This is a genomic window from Ruminococcus sp. AF17-1AC (genome assembly GCF_003461385.1).
Lineage (GTDB): Bacteria > Bacillota > Clostridia > Oscillospirales > Ruminococcaceae > Hominimerdicola > Hominimerdicola aceti.
In genome coordinates, this window is record NZ_QTWZ01000001.1 from 299,719 (window position 1) to 318,426 (window position 18,708).

Genomic DNA, 18,708 nt, shown 5'->3' on the forward strand with positions numbered 1-18,708 from the left:
AGCCAATATCGTACATTCAAACAAATACGACGTCCCACTTCTCGATATTTCGTCAGCCCACAAAACTTCGTGATAATTCAAACTTTTACACTCTCAAAATCGGGCTGTCGAGGGCGCCAGCCCCTACATGAAAATTGGCGGTCTTATCAAACAAATCAAGGCACAGGAAAACCTCTCCTGTGCCTTTTTTATGCGCAAAAAAAAAACGGCTCTAATAAGAAAGCCGTCTTTAATGTTATCTGAAATATTACTTTGTAACAAGTGCCAGAGTATCTCTTGCAATGAGAAGCTCTTCGTTTGTTGGGATAACGTAAACCTTTGTCTTAGACTCGTCTGTGGATATCTCCTTGAGAATTCCACGGCAGAGGTTTTTCTCAGCGTCAATGTGGATACCGAGGATATCGAGATTTGAGCAAGCAGCAGCTCTTACCTCAGGTGCGTTCTCACCGATACCGCCTGTGAAGATAACAGCGTCAAGACCGTTCATTGCAGCAGCGTATGAACCGATGAACTTCTTGATCTGATAAGCAAATATCTCGCTTACGATAAGAGCTCTCTCATTGCCCTCGCTTGCAGCAGCCTGAATATCTCTGTTGTCAGAGCCGATACCAGAAAGACCAAGGAAGCCTGACTTCTTGTTCATGTATTCTGTCATCTGGTCAGGTGTGAAACCCATTTTCTTCTCAACATAGTCAACAGCAGAAGGGTCAACAGAGCCGCAGCGTGTGCCCATAACAAGACCGTCAAGAGGAGTGAAGCCCATTGATGTGTCAACAGACTTGCCGCCGTTGATAGCTGTGATAGATGAGCCGTTGCCAAGGTGGCATGAAACTATCTTAAGCTCCTCGATAGGCTTGCCCATTACTCTTGCAAGCTCGCCTGAAACAAATCTGTGTGATGTTCCGTGGAAGCCGTATTTTCTTACATGAAGATCAGTGTAGCACTCGTATGGCAGACCGTAGAGATAAGCCTTTCTTGGCATTGTTGAGTGGAAAGCAGTGTCGAATACAACTACCTGTGGTGTGCCTGCTGGGATAACTGCCTTGCAGGCTCTCAGTGCAAGAGCGTGTGGGTGGTTATGTACAGGTGCAAGCTCAGCCAGTGAGTCGATCTGGTCGATAACTTCGTCTGTTACAAGGCAGGTCTCCTTGAATATCTCAGCACCCTGAACTATTCTGTGACCTACAGCTGATATCTCAGACATAGAGTCGATGACCTTTGTTTCGCCTGATGTGAGTACCTCAACGAGCTTTTCAAAAGCCTCAGTGTGAGTAGGGAAATTGCAATCCTCCTCGATGTGTCTGCCGTCGCCTGTCTTTGCGCTCACATGGCCGTCGATACCGATACGGTCGCAGTTGCCCTTTGCGATAACAGACTCGTCCTTCATATCCAGAAGCTGATATTTAAGTGATGATGAACCTGCGTTTACAACTAAGATTTTCATTGGAAAAAATCTCCTCCCGATTATAATATGTCAGATAACGGGCTTGACTTTAAGCCCATAATATCATATACTTATAGTATATCAATATTAATGATAAATTTCAAGAGCTTTTTTCATAAATATACATATTGCACAATTTTTTTACTAGGGCTTAACATATTAGTATCATAATTCGCAGTAAGCTTTTGAAAGACGGAATAAAATTTGCATAGGGTAGAAAGAGGAGTAAAAAATGAAAATTGCGGGAATAGTTGCGGAATATAATCCGTTCCATAACGGACACAAATATCAGATACAAGCCACAAGACAGGCTGGCGCAGAGGGTATCGTCGCAGTAATGAGCGGTGATTGCGTGCAGCGTGGCTCAGCGGCTGTTTTTTCAAAATATGACAGAGCACAGGCTGCTATAAGAAACGGTGCAGACCTTGTTATAGAATTGCCATGCCCGTTCTCATGCTCAAACAGCGAGGTCTTTGCAAGAAGTGCAGTAATGCTTCTTGCAGGTCTTGGGGAGAATGTGGTAACGACATTGTCTTTTGGCTGTGAAAGCGGTGATAAAAATGCTCTTGAACAGGCAGCGGAGATATCCGCAATGCTGGAAAACTCACAGCAGGTCAGAGAGCTTTTATCTCAGGGAAAGACCTACCCGCAGGCTATGTATGAAGCCTCCATAGGTCTTTATGGCAGAACCGCTGAAGAGATATTCTCCACCCCAAATAACGTTCTTGCAGTTGAGTATATAAAGGCGGCAAAGCGTATAGCCCCATGGCTAGTGCCTTATGCCGTAAAGCGTGAAGCTGTTGCACATGATTCTCAGGCAGAGTCCGGTAATTTCGCTTCGGCTTCTCATATAAGAGCGCTTATAAAAGAGGGAGGCGAGTGGCAGAAATTTGTTCCATATGATTTTGAGGGCTGTAAGCCGTCCTTTACCCGGCAGGCAGGCAGAGAAATGCTTTTCAAGCTTTGTACTGCTTCAAGAGAAGATTTTCTTGCCCTCCCTGACTGCGACGAACACCTTGCCAACAGATTTATGTCTGTCGTAAGCTCCTGCCCTGAAACTATGGATATCTTTGAACAGCGTATAAAGTCAAAAAATATCACCATGGCAAGAGTAAGAAGAATGGTCCTGCACCTTGTTCTCGGCATCAGAAAGGACGATATCAGACAAGTGCCATACGGCAGGATACTTGCCTTTAACCGCACAGGCACACGCATACTTGCGCAGGCTGAGAACAGAACTCTTGAGTATGATACCTCGCTGAAAAAGCTTGAGGATATCTCCGACTATGCAAAGCGTGTTGCTTTCCTTGAAAAGAACGCAGTAAGGCTTAGAGAAACAGCGGCATATGGCAGATGCGTTTCAAACGAGTATACAAGAAAGATAACCATAACCTGAGATAAACAGGAGGGCGGAAAATGAGAAGAATGAAAGGTGCGGCAGGGCTTTTGACAGCTTTGCTCTTGGCTTTTCAGCTTTCGGCGCAGACTTTTGCACTTGCCAGCGAGGATAACGGCATAAAAGTCGTTCCCGTAAACTTTACCCATAACGGCTATAGCTATGAGATAGAGGGCGTGGCCAAAAGCACAGAGGGTGACTATCAGATAAAGTCCCCTTCAAGACTAGCCGCCCGAAAGCTCCCATCCACCTATGACCCAAGAAGCTCAGGAGAGATCACAACAGTAAAAGATCAGGCTTCAACAGGTGCTTGCTGGGCGTTCTCAGCCCTTGCCTGTGCGGAGCAGGATCTTATCAAAAAGGGGCTTGAAAACCCCTCCGCAGAATTTTCCGTGCCAGCCTTGGTGCTGTCCTCAAATTCAGGCACAGCCACAGGTAAAGACGATTTTTCATCAGGGGGAAACTGGCTCTTTGCGGCCTCCGCCCTTGCAAATGGTCAGGGACTATGCTATGAGGATTACGAGCCGTTTTTAGAATCCGGCACAGAGAATATGATAGTTTCCGAAAATAAGAAAAACGTCAGCGAATACAGGCTGAATTATGTCTTGGAGCTTTCAAGCACCACGCAGGTGAAGCGTAAAATAATGGAGCTTGGAGCAGTTTCCGCAAGCTATTTTGCAGGAAATGGCTATATGAATCATAACAATACTGCCTACTATGATCCCGACGCCTCAAAAAACACTATCATAAATCATTCCGTCACAGTGGTGGGCTGGGACGATAACTACAGTAAAGATAATTTCAGATATAAGCCTGCCAATAACGGCGCATGGCTTGTGAAAGGCTCGTGGGGCGCAGATCAGGACAATGACGGCTTCTATTGGGTGTCCTATGATGAAGCAGAGTTCGGACAGTTTTGCTGCTATGACTTTGAAGAAAGCTGTGATAATACATATCACTACAGCAAAATGACAGGCTATGTTGTGAACGCAAGCAATGACGGTTCTGTTTACGGTGCAAATGTTTTCACAGCTAAAGCCGATGAAAAGCTTGATAAAGCAGGCTTTATGTATGTGGGCAAAACGGGCAGTGCGGATTACACCCTAAGCGTCTATACCGACGTTTCCGACAGCGACCCTATAGGCGTCCTTGAAACGCAGATAAGCGGCTCAGTGTCCGCAAACGGCTTTTATACAGTTGACTTTCCCGAGGATATCCTCCTTGAAGAGGGCGAGAAATATTCCATTTCAGTAAAATTCAGCGGCGACAGCGGCAGGGGATATCTCCTTGCAGAAAGCGACCGAACATCAAAGGCGCAGTCAGGGCAAAGCTATGTTTCTCTTAACGGCAAATATTGGTCTGACGTCGGAGCGGACAAGACTGACTCCATAGGAAGTCTTTTTATCTATGCTTACACTGACGATACTGCAAAGCCCGATAAAAGTTCACTTGAAACCACCCTTGCGAAGTATGGTTCGCTTGCAGGCTGTGAAAGGGAAGCAAACAACGCCCGAAAGGTGCTTGCGGACGAGAACGCTTCCAAGAACGATATCTCAAACGCACAAAAGCTCCTTATCTCCGCCGCAGAAGAACAGGACGAAGCCCTTGTTATAACCACAGAAGCCCAGTGGGAAAGCTTTGCAAAGCGTGTCAGCAGTGGCGAAAGCTTCGAGGGCAAGCTAGTCACCCTTGAAGCTGACCTTGACTTTGACGGAAAAACTATCTCACCCGTAGGCGATTCTGAAAACCCATTCATGGGCTATTTTGACGGCAACGGACACCTTATAAAAAACGCAGTCATCATGTCCAATGAGTATTCAGGGCTTTTTGCATACATAAAAAACGGTGCAGAGATAAATAACATTTCCATGAAAAACTGTATAGTGAAAGGCGATTACGCAGGTGGAATAGTGGGCTTTTATCAAGGAACAGCCATAAAAGCCTGCACCTTTGACGGCACAGTGTCAGGAGAAGTCTATTCAGGTGGCGTCATAGGAAGACAATCCTGCGGTATCATAACAGAGTGTTCTTCAAACCTAAGGGAAAACAGCTCCGCCATTACAAATGCCTTTATAGGAGGCAGGGATATTGCCGTTTCTGTTGTGAACGCATACGGCTGTTACAGCAATGACAGCGACAGCCTGGTTTCAAGCCTCTCTGCAAAAAATGCACTTTCTCAAGGGGCATATGCAATGAACACCTACGGTGAAAAGTTCAAAGACAGCGCAAAGTGGACAATGGACGGAACTTTTGTGCGCCAGACCTCATATAACGAGCAGGCTTCCCATAAGATAACATTCTCCGCTGTGGCACAGACCATAGAAGTCTGCACCGATTATGCAGGCAAAGCCGTGTTCCCGAATGTGAACGTTCAGCAGGGCTACACTCTCGGTTGGTATCGTAAAGGCGAACCTGTGAACAGCAACACAGTTTTCACAGAAAACACCACAGTTTCCGCAAAAGTCACCCCAAGTGACAAAGCGAAGATAGATTATATCCTGAACGGTGGCGAAAACAGCTCCCTCAACCCTGATGAGCTTGGCGAGGGCGAAACCGCACAGCTTTCCGCCCCCACAAAAGAGGGCACACAGTTTACAGGCTGGTATGCCGACTCACAGCTTGAGAGCGAGCCTATAACGTCCGTGAGCTTTTCAGACGGCTCAAAGACGCTTTATGCAGGCTGGAAAGCCAATACCTGCAATGTCGATTTCACTGATATAAACGGCACAGTTTTGTCATCTCAGACCATAGAATACGGCAAAAGTGCCGATCCGCCCAAAGCACCGACCATAAAAGGCAAACGCTTTACAGGCTGGGATAAAGACTTTTCAAAAGTCACAGCCCATATGACAGTGCAGGCGGTCTATAACGACAGAAAGCTTATAAAAGACTGCGAGATATCAGGCTTTAAAACACATATGACATTCACAGGCTATGAGCTTGCTCAAAGCAGTATAACGCTTTCCTATGGCGATACCCCTTTGACAAATAATAAAGACTATACCATTGACTATGCCGATAATATAGCCGCAGGCAAGGGCAAAATGATAATAACAGGCATTGGCGGATACAGTGGTACTATAGCCAAAGCATTCGACATTTTTCCAAAGTCCGCCCAATTGACAAGCGTCTATTATGTTGATACGCTCTCCTACACAGGCAAGCCTATAAGACCTGACGTTATGGTAACGGACGGAGGAAAATTTCTTCTTCCTGAACATGATTATACTGTTTCCTATAGCTCAAATACAAAAATAGGCGTTGGAAAAATAACCATAAGCTTCATGGGCAACTATCAGGGTACGATAACAAAAACTTTTACCATTTATCCTGCAAAACAGGAGATACAATCTCTGCAAACAAGATATAAAGGCTTTTTTATCGACTTTGCTCAGAAAGGTTCAGCCACAGGATATGAATTGCAGTACAGTACACGCTCTGACTTCGCAGGTGCAAAAACCTTGATCATATCCTCAAACAAAACGGATAAAAAGACAGTTTCAAACCTGACGGCAGGGAAGAAATATTATGTAAGAGTGCGTTCGTATACAATAGTCAGCGGCAAGCGTTATAACGGCGCATGGTCTGATACAAAGAGCGTGATCACCGCAAAATATGATATTGCCAAAGCTAAGGTAGCAGGCATAAAAAACAAGTCTTTCACAGGCAAGAACATCACCCAAAGTATAACTGTCACATATTCGGGCAAGACCCTTAAAAACGGCACAGACTATACAGTGAAATATTCCTCCAACAAGAATATAGGCACAGCTAAGGTAACAATAACAGGAAAAGGCTCGTATGGTGGAGTGATAACAAAGTCTTTTATAATAAACCCTGCAAAGCAGACCATACAAAAGCTCATGCCGGTGAAAAAAGGCTTTTATATAGACTATGCACAGAAAGGCTCTGCTACAGGCTATGTGATATCCTATGCTGAAAATATATCTTTCAGCGGTGCAAAGACAGTTAAGGTGACCTCAAATAAGACCGACAAAAAGACCGTAACAGATCTTAAAAGCCAAAAGACATATTTCGTCCGTGTGAGAAGCTATACAGCCACAGGTGGCAAGACCTACTTCGGACAGTGGTCTGATATAGCCAAAGTTTATACCAAATAATTATCCATGTTATCGGGAGGGATAGCAATGACCACAAAAACAAAGCTTGTAAAAAGAATATTCTCATCGCTCTTGACAGCCGCACTTGCAGTTCCAATGACGGCTCTCACTGCCCATGCAACAGGGGAGGCTTTCTTCTATCCGCCTAAAAACCCCGTCATGACCGATCAGCAGTTTGAAGTGTCCGTGACATTTTCTGCAGATTCAGAGATAGGAAGCGTTCAGGCAAATATCGCCTATGACGATTCCGTTATAGAATTTGTGTCAAGCGACAATGCCTCAGGCGGCGGAGGAGTTCTTACAGTAAACGGATTTCCTGATACCCCCTCTTCAGAAGTGGATCTCAGCTTTACGTTCAAAGGTCTGTCAGCAGGAAATGCAAATATAAGCCTGCAAAGCTGTCAGATATATTCCCCTGATTCAGAGCTTATCGGCTCGCCTACCGCCTATTGTGTCATAACAGTTGGAAGCGATAAGGTGGAAACCAAGACCGAAACAGAAACCACGACCACCACCGAAAAGATCACCACCACTACCACTAAGACCGCACCTTCAAACGGCATACCCGATAAAGGCGTTCTTACAGCTCTGAAAGTGGATAACGGCGAGCTTTCTCCTGCCTTTGCCTATAATGTCTATAACTATACAGTGAACGTTGACAATTCCGTTACCAATGTTGAGATAGAGGGAACAACAGCAAGCCCCTCTGATTATATATGGTATACAGGCACAAGCGAGTGTCAGGTGGGCGAAAATGTTCGTACTATCACCGTCACAGACGTTGACGGCAATGCCGCCACCTATACTGTCACCATAATCAGAGCCTCAGGCGGAGATGAACAGCAGACCCAGACCGTCCAAAAGAAAAACAGCTCCGATACTTCATCTGTCGTGTCCAAAAACGCAAATGTTATGGACCAGTATAAAAAGATGCTCAATACCGCCCTTGCTATCGTCCTTATTGTCCTTGTTATTGCACTTGTCGTAATAATTATCTGGATAAGAGGAAAGATCAAAGGCGGCAAAAAGGATAAATAAGTTCTGTGTAAAGAGATGATAAACAGCCAAAAGCGGCGTATCAACGTGCTTTTGGCTGCTTGTGACAGCGTTTGTCACTCTGCTTACACGAATACACATTTTTTTTACAAAAATCACACAAAAACAAGTATAATTTCGACACCTGCCAGAGTATAATGTGAATATGCTGATGGTGATTCAGTTTAGAGAGTGGCTCCAATAGGGGCTGCTTTTTTTTATGCTCCAAAAACTTTTTCCATAAATTCTTCTGTGGAGATGATCCCGCTGCGATTGTATCTGTAAAGACCAAAAAGGCAGCGCTCATCTTCTTTTTTTATTATATTGATTTTTTCCTCTACTCCAAGACTAGCCTCAAACCCCATGTTCTTTACGAGCCGACTTGCACTTTCGCAGGTTATGCCGAAAGGATAGGTGTAAACGTTTGGCTGAAAACCACAGTGTTCATCGCAAAGCGTTTGAAGCTTCGTGGTGTCGTTAAGAAATACCTTTCGGTAATCCTCGTAGCTTTCCCCCTCCAGCTGACCGACTCCACGCCTGCCTTCAAGATTGTGCATATCGTAAGAGTGATTGCATATCTCCACATGACCGCTGTCACGAAGCACCGAAACGTCCTGCCAGTCAAGATAAGAGTAAGCAGGATCAGGCTCAGCCTCCTCGCAGGCAGCGTCAGTGTAAGCTCCCACAATAGATACAGTGGCTTTCATATCGTATTTTTCAAGAAGCGGCAGAAGATATTCTCTGTAGTTGTAAGTGCCGTCATCAAAGGACAGTATAATAGGCTTCTCAGGCAGCTCGCCTCCACGCTTCACATATCTTATAACGTCATTTACAAAAACAGTAGTGTAGCCGTTCTGCTTCAGATAAAGCAGATCCTTTTCAAGCTCGATAGGCGTTATGACATACTCACCGCTGCGATCTTCGTTTTTTACGATGCTGTGATACATTATGATCGGAAGCTTTATCCCATCTGTTTTTTCTTCTTTTGCAAAGGTCGGCATAACAGCCACCGCCGCCAGCATAGAAAGCACAGCTATAACGCAAAGCATCACCCTTTTTCTTATCCTTAGACTTATGTACATATTTTATTTACCCCCTTTTTACCTATTCTTATTCACCTTCATATCATTAATTGCATCATAAATTCACAAAAAATATGCTTGTGGTACTTGAAATAATTGTGCAATTATGATATAATAAACACGTAATATCGCAGTGTTGTGTGCTGTGTTAAAAACAAGTTCATAAGGGGGAACTGTATATGAAAACGTTGCGTTCAAAGCTGCTTTTGGCAATGCTTTCAATCGCACTTATCATCACGGTGCTGCTCAGCTTGGTTTCCGTGTATTTTATAAACGTTTCTGCAAAGGATACGCTCAAAAGCACCGCTGAACCACTGGCTGTTCAGGCGGCTAAGAATTTTGACTCGACGATCAGCTCTTATACGAATAATATAGTTTCGACCGTAAAGTCTGATTCTTTTTTAGGGGCAAAAACTGACGCTGACAGACTAAAGGCGGTAAAAAGTGGCTTTGCAGACAACACAGGCTTCTATCTGAATTTTACGGTTTTTGACAGCAATGGCATTGTGCTTGCAACAGATAATGAAATGGTATCGTCATCAGTTGAAAAAGAGCACGTCATAAGCGCTTGCGAAAGAAGCTCGGCTTATATAACCGATATATATACCTTTGGCGGTAAGAATTATTTTTCTATACTTGCTTCAACAAAGTCTGGCAACACAGAACAAAAAGTCGCTTGTATTACCATTCAGTCCGATATGCTTATCAATGCTCTTAATGAATATACCTTTGGAAAATCCGGCTATGTTTATCTTGTTGGTAAAGACGGAGAGATCCTTCTTCATAAGGATACAGATCAGATAGGTAAAAATGCCCTTAAGATCGGTAAGAAAGATGAAGAATATACGGAAGTGACAAATGCCGTTGAGAAAATACTTGCAAATAATAGCGGTACAACAGAGTATAAATTTAAGGATAACAATTATATCGTGGGCTATTATGGTTCGTCATATTTTGACGGTACTGTCGTCATGGTTACAAATGTTGCCGACTTCACCACTGCAAGCTCCAGCGCACTTACTAATATCATTGTAATGGGCGTTGTGCTTATGTGCCTGACGGTGCTGTTCTCTCTGCTTTTTGCAAAGAGGATAACAAAGCCTATCATTTCTACCACAAACAGACTTCGTTCTCTCGCACAGGGCAACCTTACCGACCCTGTTGACGTGTGGTATTCAAAGGACGAGCTTGGCGTCCTTTCAAACTCTCTGGAAGAAACTATCGTCTGCCTCAGACAGTATATCAACCTTATCACAGTGGCTCTTACCCAGATATCCGAGGGTAACCTTTGCCACAGAATGGAAGGCACTTTCAAGGGCGACTTCTATAAGATAAAGAGTACGTTTAACGAGATACTCGACTCTCTGTCTGATACCTTTGCTTCTATCAATATGTCAGCCGAGCAGGTGAACTCAGGAGCGGTTCAGGTGTCAAATATCGCACAGTCTGTATCACAGGGTTCTACACAGCAGGCTTCCGCGATCGAAGAGCTTTCCGCTACCCTCAGTGATGTTTCAAAGCAGATAACTCAGAACTCTGAGGACTCTAAGAACGCTTATAATATCGTACTTAAAAATACCGAAGCCATTGACAACTGCAACAGCGATATGGGCAACATGGTAAATGCCATGAATGCTATCCATACTGCTTCCGATGAGATCTCAAAGATAATCAAGGTCATTGACGAGATCGCATTCCAAACAAATATCCTTGCCCTTAACGCCGCCGTAGAGGCCGCAAGAGAGGGTTCAAAGGGCTTTGGCGTGGTAGCAGACGAGGTAAGACGTCTTGCATCAAGATCAGCCGAAGCCGCAAAGCAGACCGCTTCACTTATCGAAAACCAGTCTGCCGCCGTTTCAAAGGGCTCTAAGATAGCCGAAGAAACCGCTGATTCACTGAACAATATCGTAAGTAATTCAAATACTATGAGGGATCTCGTAAAGAACATTTCAGACGCTTCTGAGGCACAGGCAGAAGCGATCGTTCAGGTAAATACGGGAGTGGACCAAATATCAGCCGTTGTATCAGCCAATACCTCGACTGCAGTCGGTTCAGCTTCCGCAAGTGAAGAGCTTTCAAGCCAGTCGCTTATACTAAAGAATATGATAGCACGTTTCAAACTTAGCGAGAACAGTGAAAAGGATAAGAAAGAACATCAGACTTCAAGGTTCACATATATTGACGATGAGCCGGAAAGCGAGGCCACCCCTGAGGAAACTCAGCAGGATATCACTCCTTCCGACGAAGCCGATATAGAAGATTTCAGCACAAGCGATAAGTATTGATATTGTTGATAATGATAGAATTTCATTGAAAGGACTTGGTAAAATGAAGAAAAGAATAGGCATACTCACAAGCGGAGGAGATTGTCCGGGACTTAACGCAACTATCAGAGGCGTTGCAAAGGCTTGCTATGAAAAGTTTGGCGAAGACGTCCAGATAATCGGCATAGAGGACGGCTATTACGGGCTTATCAATAATATGTGCAAGGAAATGAAGCAGTCTGATTTTTCTGGTATCCTTACCACAGGCGGAACTATTTTCGGCACAAAGAGAACGCCTTTCAAGAAAATGCAGGTCATCGAAGAAGATAACGTGGATAAAGTAAAGGCTATGAAAGAAACCTATAAAAAGCAGAAGCTCGATTGCCTGCTCACCTTGGGCGGCAACGGCACTCATAAGACCGCTAACCTCCTTTCAACTGAGGGACTTAACGTTATCGGACTGCCAAAAACTATCGACAACGATATCTGGGGCACAAGCGTAACATTCGGCTTCCATACCGCAGTGGATACCGCTACAGACGTTATCGACAGACTTCATTCCACAGCCAATTCCCACGGAAGAATACTCGTTGCAGAAATAATGGGCAATAAAGCCGGCTGGCTCACCCTCTATTCAGGTATCGCAGGCGGTGCAGATATAATAGTGATCCCTGAGATACCATACGATATAGAAAAGCTTGCCGAGGCTTGCGAAAAGAGAGAGTCAAAGGGCTTCTCTATAATGGCAGTGGCTGAGGGTGCTTTTGATAAAGAAGAGGCAAAGCTTAAAAAGAAGGAAAGAGCAAGACTCCGTGCAGAGCAGGGTCTTACAACTGCTACCCCTAGAATTGCAAAGCAGATAGAAGAGCTTACAGGCAGAGAAACAAGAGTTTGCGTTCCTGGTCATATGCTCAGAGGCGGCAGTCCGTCAGCCTATGACAGAGTTCTTGCCACAAAGTTCGGCGTCCATGCCGCAGAGCTTATCGCAGCCGATAAATACGGCTATGCAGTGGCAATGATAAATGAAGTTGTGTCAGAAAACCCACTTTCAGAAGTCGCAGGCAAAACAAAATTCGTCCCTGCCGACCACCAGCTCGTCAAGACCGCAAAGGCTCTGGGCGTCGCTTTCGGTGACTGATAAATGCAGAACAAAAGCGGTGCAGCCTAAACTGTACCGTTTTTTATGTTTGTTTCCGTAGCGGCGATCTGAGGTCGCCCGCCTGATTCCCAACGTATCATACGCCTGACCCAAACCATATCATATAAGAAAAGCTCCGCATTTTTCCTGCGGAGCTTTTCTTGTATCTATCTTAGCCGATAAGCCAGTCATACATTTCCTGATATTTGTTAGCAGAAGCCTGCCATGAGAAATCCTGTGCCATTGCAGATTTGATAAGTCCGTTCCATTCGTCACGTCTGTCATCGAATATGTACTTTGCGAACATAACAGTGTTGTACATCTCGTGTGCATTGTAGTTTGCAAAGCTGAAACCAGTGCCGGTCCTCTCAAACTGATTGAACGGCTGAACAGTATCTCTCAAACCGCCGGTTTCACGAACGATAGGCAGCGTGCCGTAACGCAGTGACATAAGCTGTGAAAGTCCGCATGGCTCGAAAAGGGACGGCATAAGGAATGCGTCAGCAGATGCGTAAATGCGGTGGCTCATTTCCTCACTGTAGTAAATGTTAGCGGAAACTCTGTCAGGATACTTTCCTGCAAACCAGCGGAACATATCCTCATATTTCTGCTCGCCCGTGCCAAGCACAACGAACTGTATGCCCTGTTCGCACATTCTTTCCATCATGTATGCAATAAGGTCAAAGCCCTTCTGATCTGTCAAACGGCTAACAATGCCTATCATGAAACGATTGTCGTCCTGCGCAAGACCAAGCTCAGCCTGAATTGCTCTCTTGTTGTGTATCTTCTTCTCGAGCACGTTGTCATAATTGTATCTTACAACAATGTTCTTGTCCGTGTCAGGGTTGTAATCAACGTAGTCGATACCATTTACGATGCCTCGAAGATCGTTAGCCCTTGCCCTCATAAGTCCGTCAAGACCCTCGCCGTAGAACTGAGTCTTTATCTCCTCTGCGTATGTGTTGCTGACAGTTGTGATAGCGTCAGCATAAACAAGACCGCCCTTGAGCATATTTCCGTCAACGCCCGTTCTCAGCTTGTCGATAGTGAAGTAGTAGTCAGACAGACCGGATATCCTCTTGAACTGCTCAACGCCGTCATTTCCCTGGAATTTCAGATTGTGTATAGTCATAACAGTCTTTATGCCGCGGAAGAAATCTCCCCCTGCAAAGCTGTCATGAAGATATACAGGTATAAGACCCGTCTGCCAGTCGTGACAGTGTATAACGTCAGGACGGAAATCAAGAAGCGGCAGAGCAGAAAGCACAGCTCTGTCAAAGTACATGAACTTTTCTATATCCCAGTGATGCTCAGTGTAAGGCTTGTCACCGGTGAAATAATGTTCGTTGTCGATAAAATAGAACGTAACGCCATCATAAACGCATTCAAGCACGCCCACATATTGGCTCTGACCTGCAAAGTCCATGTAGAAATGCGTTTTGTACTGCATCATGTCTTTCCACTGCTGTTTCATGCAGGAATATTTAGGAAGAATTACTCTGACATCATAATACCTCTTGTCAAAGCACTTAGGCAGAGAGCCAACAACGTCAGCAAGACCGCCTGTCTTGATAAACGGAACACACTCCGAAGAAGCGAACAAAACTTTTTTCATATTCAAGTTATCCTTTCCAACTTAATTTCTTGAATTTTCAGGGCAATAATTATCGCTATTGCCAATGTGTACGTAACAATTATAACACTTTTTGTTGAAAACGTCAAGAGCAAAACCTCGTTTGCACCATAAAAGCGCAGTGATGAAAAATTAATAATTAAAAGTAGACATAAGCCTCTTTGTGTGGTATAATAAAGTGTCAAAGTATAATTATCAGATATAGGAGAGTTAAAATGATAACAGTATCAAACGTAAGCCTTTCATTCGGTGGTCAGCTTCTTTTCAAGGACGTTGACCTTAAATTTACAAACGGCAACTGCTATGGCATAATCGGTGCAAACGGTGCAGGAAAGTCAACATTTCTGAAGATCCTCTGCGGTGAGATAGAGCCTACCACAGGCGAGGTAGTGATCTCAAAAGAGGACAGACTTTCAGTGCTTCGTCAGGATCACTTTGCATTTGACGAGTATACAGTTCTCGAAACTGTAATAATGGGCAATAAGCGACTTTATGAGATAATGAAAGAAAAGGACGAGCTTTACGCCAAGGAGGACTTCACCGAGGAGGACGGCGACAGAGCAGGACAGCTTGAAAGCGAGTTCGCAGAATTAAATGGCTGGGAAGCTGAGTCTGACGCATCAAAGCTCATTCAGGGTCTTGGTCTTTCCGAGGATATCCTCTATTCACAGATGTCCACCCTCTCAGGTAACGAAAAAGTCAAGGTGCTTCTTGCACAGGCACTTTTCGGCAATCCTGATATCATCATGCTGGACGAGCCTACCAACCACCTTGATATCGACGCTATAAGCTGGCTTGAGGACTTCCTTGCAGACTATTTCGGAACTGTCCTCGTCGTATCCCATGACAGACACTTCCTTAATAATGTTTGTACCCATATCGTGGATATCGACTATACAAAGATAAAAATGTATGTTGGTAACTACGAGTTCTGGTATGAGTCCTCACAGCTCATGCAGAGAATGATAAAGAACCAGAACAAGAAAGCAGAGGAGAAGATCAAGGAACTTCAGGAGTTTATCAACCGCTTCTCAGCAAACAAATCAAAGTCCAGGCAGGCTACCGCAAGAAGAAAGCTTCTTGATAAGCTCACAGTCGAGGAAATGCCTGCCTCATCAAGAAAATATCCTTTCATAGGCTTTAATATGGATAGAGAGCTTGGAAAAGACGTCCTCAAAGTCAACGGCATATCCAAAACAGTTGACGGCGTAAAGCTCCTCAATAATGTTTCCTTTACCCTCAGCCGTACCGATAAGGTCGCTTTCATCGGCGAGTCCGAGCAGGCTATCACAATGCTTTTCAAGATACTTGCAGAGGAAGAAGAGCCAGACGAGGGCAGCATTAAGTGGGGCGTTTCCACATCACGTTCATATTTCCCTATTGACAACTCAGCCTACTTCAACGATAATGACGAAAGCATAGTTGACTGGATAAGAAAATATTCCACTTCCGAGGTAACAGACACCTACCTCAGAGGTTTCCTTGGCAAAATGCTTTTCTCAGGGGACGAGATATATAAGCCTGTAAAAGTTCTCTCAGGCGGTGAAAAGGTAAGATGTATGTTCAGCCGTATGATGCTCTTCGGCTCAAACGTTATAATGCTTGACAGACCTACCAACCACCTCGACCTTGAGTCTATCACAGCCGTAAATAACGGACTTAGAGATTTCAAAGGCGTTGTGATCTTCGCATCTCATGACCACGAAATAGTTCAGACAGTTGCAAACAGAATAATCGAGATAACCCCCGACGGCTGTATCGACAGACAGGGAACATATGAGGAGTTCCTTGATTGGCGACGTGAGCGTGGCATGAAGTCATTTATAGAGTAATTTTATTATGGAGAAGTATCCAAAATGGCAAAAATGAAAAACGTGACCGTAAGAGGTTACAACATTGATGACGTTCCTGCAATGGCAGAGATATGGAACGAAGTTGTAAAAGAGGGCAATGCTTTCCCACAGAAAGAGATCCTCGACTATGATGGGGCAAAAAAATTCTTTGCTTCACAAACATTCTGTGGTGTTGCAGAGTATGAGGGCGAGACCGTTGGAATGTATATCCTCCACCCTAATAACGTTGGCAGATGCGGACATATCGCAAACGCAAGCTATGCCGTAAAAAGCACCTGCCGTGGAAAAGGAACAGGAAAGGTCATAGTCGAACATTGCCTTTTCATAGCAAAGCAAAAAGGCTTTAAGGTGCTCCAGTTCAACGCCGTTGTTGCATCAAACATCAAGGCGGTAAAGCTTTACGAAAACCTCGGCTTTGTTAAGCTCGGCACTGTACCGAAGGGCTTTGAAAACAAAGAGGGCGTCTTTGAGGATATCATTCTTTTCTACCACACACTGTAAGTGAGGAGTTAGGAGTGAGGAGTGAGGAATTAAGGTATCGCCTGAGGCGATGATATTTTTTGAATATTGAATTTTTATGGGTATTGAAAGGTGAAGGAAGTATGTTAAAAGTAGCAAATATTTTTTCAAACGATATGGTGCTCCAGCGTGACAAGAACATAACAGTCTGGGGACTTGGGGACGAGGAAAGAACTGTCACAGTTACTCTTAACGGCGTGTCAGTCCAGACGCAGGTCTGCGACGGCAGGTGGACAGCCGTCCTCCCTCCAATGAGTGCAGGCGGAGAGTATGAAATGATAGTTTCAGACGGCTGTACAGAGAAAAAATTCTGCCGTATCATGATAGGCGAAGTGTGGTTCTGCGGCGGCCAGTCAAATATGGAGCTTGAACTTCAAAACGCAAAGGGCGGCAAAGAAGTTCTCGAAAACCTCACCCCTGATTGCAACGTAAGATTTTATTACACTCAAAAGCGTGGCACTCTTGACGAAATGTTCTATGAGGACGAAAACAATACCGCATGGTCACAGGCTTCAAAGGATAATTCAAGGGCATGGAGTGCAGTCGGCTTTTTCTTTGGAAGAAAGCTTGCCGCAGACCTTGGCGTAACAGTAGGACTTATCGGCTGTAACTGGGGCGGCACATCAGCCTCCGCATGGGTAGACAGACCGACCCTTGAAAACAACGCTGAAATAAGAAGCTACATAGACGAGTATGAAAAACGTATTGAGGGCAAAACTGTCGAGGAGCAGATAAAAGAATACAGAGATTATCAGAAATTTGAGCGTGTGTGGGATAAAAAATACGGCGAGCTTCTGCAAAAAGTCCCAACAATGAGCTGGGAGAAAGCCAACGAGATCCTTGGCGATAAGAATTGGCCGGGTCCAATAAACTGCGTAAACCCATTCCGCCCAACAGGACTTTTTGAGACCATGGTGTCAAGAGTTTGTCCTTATACAATAAAAGGCTTCCTCTATTATCAGGGCGAGTCAGACGACCATAAGCCTGACAGCTATTACACCCTCCTCACATCTCTTATCAGGCTTTGGAGAGAGAAGTGGGGCGACGACGAGCTTTCATTCATAATCGTCCAGCTCCCAATGTTCAAATACGCCGCAGACCCTGATTATAAGCATTGGTGTAAAATAAGAGAAGCACAGATGAGAGCATATAAGACAGTGAAAAATACAGGAATAGCTGTTATCTCCGATTGCGGCGAATTCAATGAGATTCACCCAAAGGATAAAGTACCCGTTGGCGAAAGACTTTGTTTGCAGGCAGAAAAGCTTTTCTACGGCATGGACGTAAAAGCATTCGGACCTATCTATAAGTCGCTGGAGTATAAAAACGGTGGTATAGAGCTTAGCTTTGACCATGCCGAAAACGGCTTTGTAGTAAAGGGCGAAGCACAGGGCTTTGAGATAGCAGGCAAGGACGAAGAGTTCGTAAAAGCCGATATCACTATAAACGGCAGTAAAATTTTCATCAAGTCAGACGCCGTTGAAAAACCTCTCTATGCAAGATACAACTGGTTCAACTATTGCGAGGTAACTATCTTCAACGAAACAGGCATACCACTTGCGCCATTCAGAACAGAAAAATAATACAAGAACGTCCCCTAAATGGGGGCGTTTTTTGTAGGGGAGCGGCGAAATTTCTGCTCGCAAGCTCACAGAAATTGACGTCCCGCTCATCAAACTTTTTTTGTTTTGCAGAAATCTGACACCCCGCTTTTTTTGCACTTCAACGTTTTCGATTTTGTGCGAATTTTTTTGTAATTCGTAAAAATATGGGTAGGGGCGAACAATGTTCGCCCGTTTCGTTCACCGCAAACCACCTGCCTTGACCGTAGCCCCATAAAACGCATTTCCAACGTTAATAAAATATTTATAATTAAAACTCTTGGCAAAATCTCCGCTGTGTGGTATAATAGAAGATATATAAATGAATTTGGAAAGGCTGGTCTTATTAATGAGAGCTGTTGTTACGGTTATAGGTAAGGACGCTGTAGGTATCCTTGCAAAGGTAAGCACAAAGTGTGCAGAATATAATGCGAATGTTATCGAGGTCACTCAGTCAGTTTTGCAGGACCTCTTTGCTATGATAATGCTTGTTGACATCACAAAGCTCAACTCCGATTTTGCTACCATGGCAGACGGACTGACAGAGCTTGGTCAGACAATGGGCGTAAAGATCCATACAATGCACGAGGATATTTTTAACTGTATGCACCATATCTAAAGA

12 protein-coding genes are annotated in these 18,708 nt (G+C 44.5%); 9 read left to right on the plus strand and 3 right to left on the minus strand.

The window, feature by feature from the left end:
- Nucleotides 1-247: 247 nt before the first annotated feature.
- Nucleotides 248-1,444, minus strand: coding sequence for an acetate kinase (locus DWW81_RS01305; RefSeq protein ID WP_117876869.1), 1,197 nt, complete (start codon nucleotides 1,442-1,444; stop codon nucleotides 248-250).
- Between the two features lie 232 nt (nucleotides 1,445-1,676).
- On the opposite strand from DWW81_RS01305, the gene DWW81_RS01310 reads away from it, so the two are divergent.
- The 3 genes from DWW81_RS01310 to DWW81_RS01320 are packed head-to-tail and all read left to right on the plus strand — an operon-like array spanning nucleotide 1,677 to nucleotide 7,999.
- Entirely contained in the window at nucleotides 1,677-2,840 is a 1,164-nt protein-coding gene (locus tag DWW81_RS01310; protein WP_117896440.1) for a nucleotidyltransferase family protein, read from the plus strand.
- A gap of 20 nt (nucleotides 2,841-2,860) precedes the next feature.
- Complete coding sequence (locus tag DWW81_RS01315; RefSeq protein WP_117945369.1) at nucleotides 2,861-6,961, plus strand: lectin like domain-containing protein; 4,101 nt, start codon at nucleotides 2,861-2,863, stop codon at nucleotides 6,959-6,961.
- Between the two features lie 27 nt (nucleotides 6,962-6,988).
- A complete protein-coding gene (locus DWW81_RS01320) occupies nucleotides 6,989-7,999 on the plus strand; it encodes a cadherin-like beta sandwich domain-containing protein (RefSeq protein ID WP_181982634.1) in 1,011 nt (336 codons plus the stop codon).
- 215 nt (nucleotides 8,000-8,214) lie between these two features.
- On the opposite strand, the gene DWW81_RS01325 is transcribed toward DWW81_RS01320, so the two are convergent.
- Nucleotides 8,215-9,078: a polysaccharide deacetylase family protein gene (locus DWW81_RS01325; protein WP_117896443.1), complete on the minus strand. Its 864-nt coding sequence runs from the start codon at nucleotides 9,076-9,078 to the stop codon at nucleotides 8,215-8,217.
- A gap of 179 nt (nucleotides 9,079-9,257) precedes the next feature.
- Here DWW81_RS01325 and DWW81_RS01330 point away from each other — a divergent pair, with 179 nt between their 5' ends.
- Nucleotides 9,258-11,363, plus strand: a complete 2,106-nt coding sequence (locus tag DWW81_RS01330; RefSeq protein ID WP_117896444.1) for a methyl-accepting chemotaxis protein — start codon at nucleotides 9,258-9,260, stop codon at nucleotides 11,361-11,363.
- A gap of 43 nt (nucleotides 11,364-11,406) precedes the next feature.
- Entirely contained in the window at nucleotides 11,407-12,480 is a 1,074-nt protein-coding gene (locus DWW81_RS01335; protein WP_117858469.1) for an ATP-dependent 6-phosphofructokinase, read from the plus strand.
- 172 nt (nucleotides 12,481-12,652) lie between these two features.
- Here the strand turns inward: DWW81_RS01335 and glgA are convergent, their stop codons facing one another.
- A complete protein-coding gene (glgA, locus tag DWW81_RS01340) occupies nucleotides 12,653-14,095 on the minus strand; it encodes a glycogen synthase GlgA (protein WP_022286605.1) in 1,443 nt (480 codons plus the stop codon).
- Between the two features lie 233 nt (nucleotides 14,096-14,328).
- On the opposite strand from glgA, the gene DWW81_RS01345 reads away from it, so the two are divergent.
- From DWW81_RS01345 to DWW81_RS01360, 4 genes are all read left to right on the plus strand, one after another.
- Complete coding sequence (locus tag DWW81_RS01345) at nucleotides 14,329-15,945, plus strand: ATP-binding cassette domain-containing protein (protein ID WP_117896445.1); 1,617 nt, start codon at nucleotides 14,329-14,331, stop codon at nucleotides 15,943-15,945.
- A gap of 33 nt (nucleotides 15,946-15,978) precedes the next feature.
- Nucleotides 15,979-16,467, plus strand: a complete 489-nt coding sequence (locus DWW81_RS01350; RefSeq protein WP_117896502.1) for a GNAT family N-acetyltransferase — start codon at nucleotides 15,979-15,981, stop codon at nucleotides 16,465-16,467.
- A gap of 101 nt (nucleotides 16,468-16,568) precedes the next feature.
- A complete protein-coding gene (locus DWW81_RS01355) occupies nucleotides 16,569-18,068 on the plus strand; it encodes a sialate O-acetylesterase (protein WP_117896446.1) in 1,500 nt (499 codons plus the stop codon).
- A gap of 367 nt (nucleotides 18,069-18,435) precedes the next feature.
- Nucleotides 18,436-18,705 carry an ACT domain-containing protein gene (locus DWW81_RS01360; protein ID WP_022286601.1) on the plus strand — a complete coding sequence of 90 codons (270 nt, stop codon included), beginning with the start codon at nucleotides 18,436-18,438 and terminating at the stop codon, nucleotides 18,703-18,705.
- Nucleotides 18,706-18,708: the final 3 nt, after the last annotated feature.

Excerpts from the sequence above, each read along its gene's own strand:
- DWW81_RS01355 (WP_117896446.1), top strand. The coding sequence starts at position 16,569 with ATGTTAAAAGTAGCAAATATTTTTTCAAACGATATGGTGCTCCAGCGT.
- DWW81_RS01320 (WP_181982634.1), top strand. The coding sequence starts at position 6,989 with ATGACCACAAAAACAAAGCTTGTAAAAAGAATATTCTCATCGCTCTTG.
- DWW81_RS01305 (WP_117876869.1), bottom strand. The coding sequence starts at position 1,444 with ATGAAAATCTTAGTTGTAAACGCAGGTTCATCATCACTTAAATATCAG.
- DWW81_RS01360 (WP_022286601.1), top strand. The coding sequence starts at position 18,436 with ATGAGAGCTGTTGTTACGGTTATAGGTAAGGACGCTGTAGGTATCCTT.
- DWW81_RS01350 (WP_117896502.1), top strand. The coding sequence starts at position 15,979 with ATGAAAAACGTGACCGTAAGAGGTTACAACATTGATGACGTTCCTGCA.
- DWW81_RS01345 (WP_117896445.1), top strand. The coding sequence starts at position 14,329 with ATGATAACAGTATCAAACGTAAGCCTTTCATTCGGTGGTCAGCTTCTT.
- DWW81_RS01315 (WP_117945369.1), top strand. The coding sequence starts at position 2,861 with ATGAGAAGAATGAAAGGTGCGGCAGGGCTTTTGACAGCTTTGCTCTTG.
- DWW81_RS01330 (WP_117896444.1), top strand. The coding sequence starts at position 9,258 with ATGAAAACGTTGCGTTCAAAGCTGCTTTTGGCAATGCTTTCAATCGCA.
- DWW81_RS01335 (WP_117858469.1), top strand. The coding sequence starts at position 11,407 with ATGAAGAAAAGAATAGGCATACTCACAAGCGGAGGAGATTGTCCGGGA.
- DWW81_RS01310 (WP_117896440.1), top strand. The coding sequence starts at position 1,677 with ATGAAAATTGCGGGAATAGTTGCGGAATATAATCCGTTCCATAACGGA.
- DWW81_RS01325 (WP_117896443.1), bottom strand. The coding sequence starts at position 9,078 with ATGTACATAAGTCTAAGGATAAGAAAAAGGGTGATGCTTTGCGTTATA.
- glgA (WP_022286605.1), bottom strand. The coding sequence starts at position 14,095 with ATGAAAAAAGTTTTGTTCGCTTCTTCGGAGTGTGTTCCGTTTATCAAG.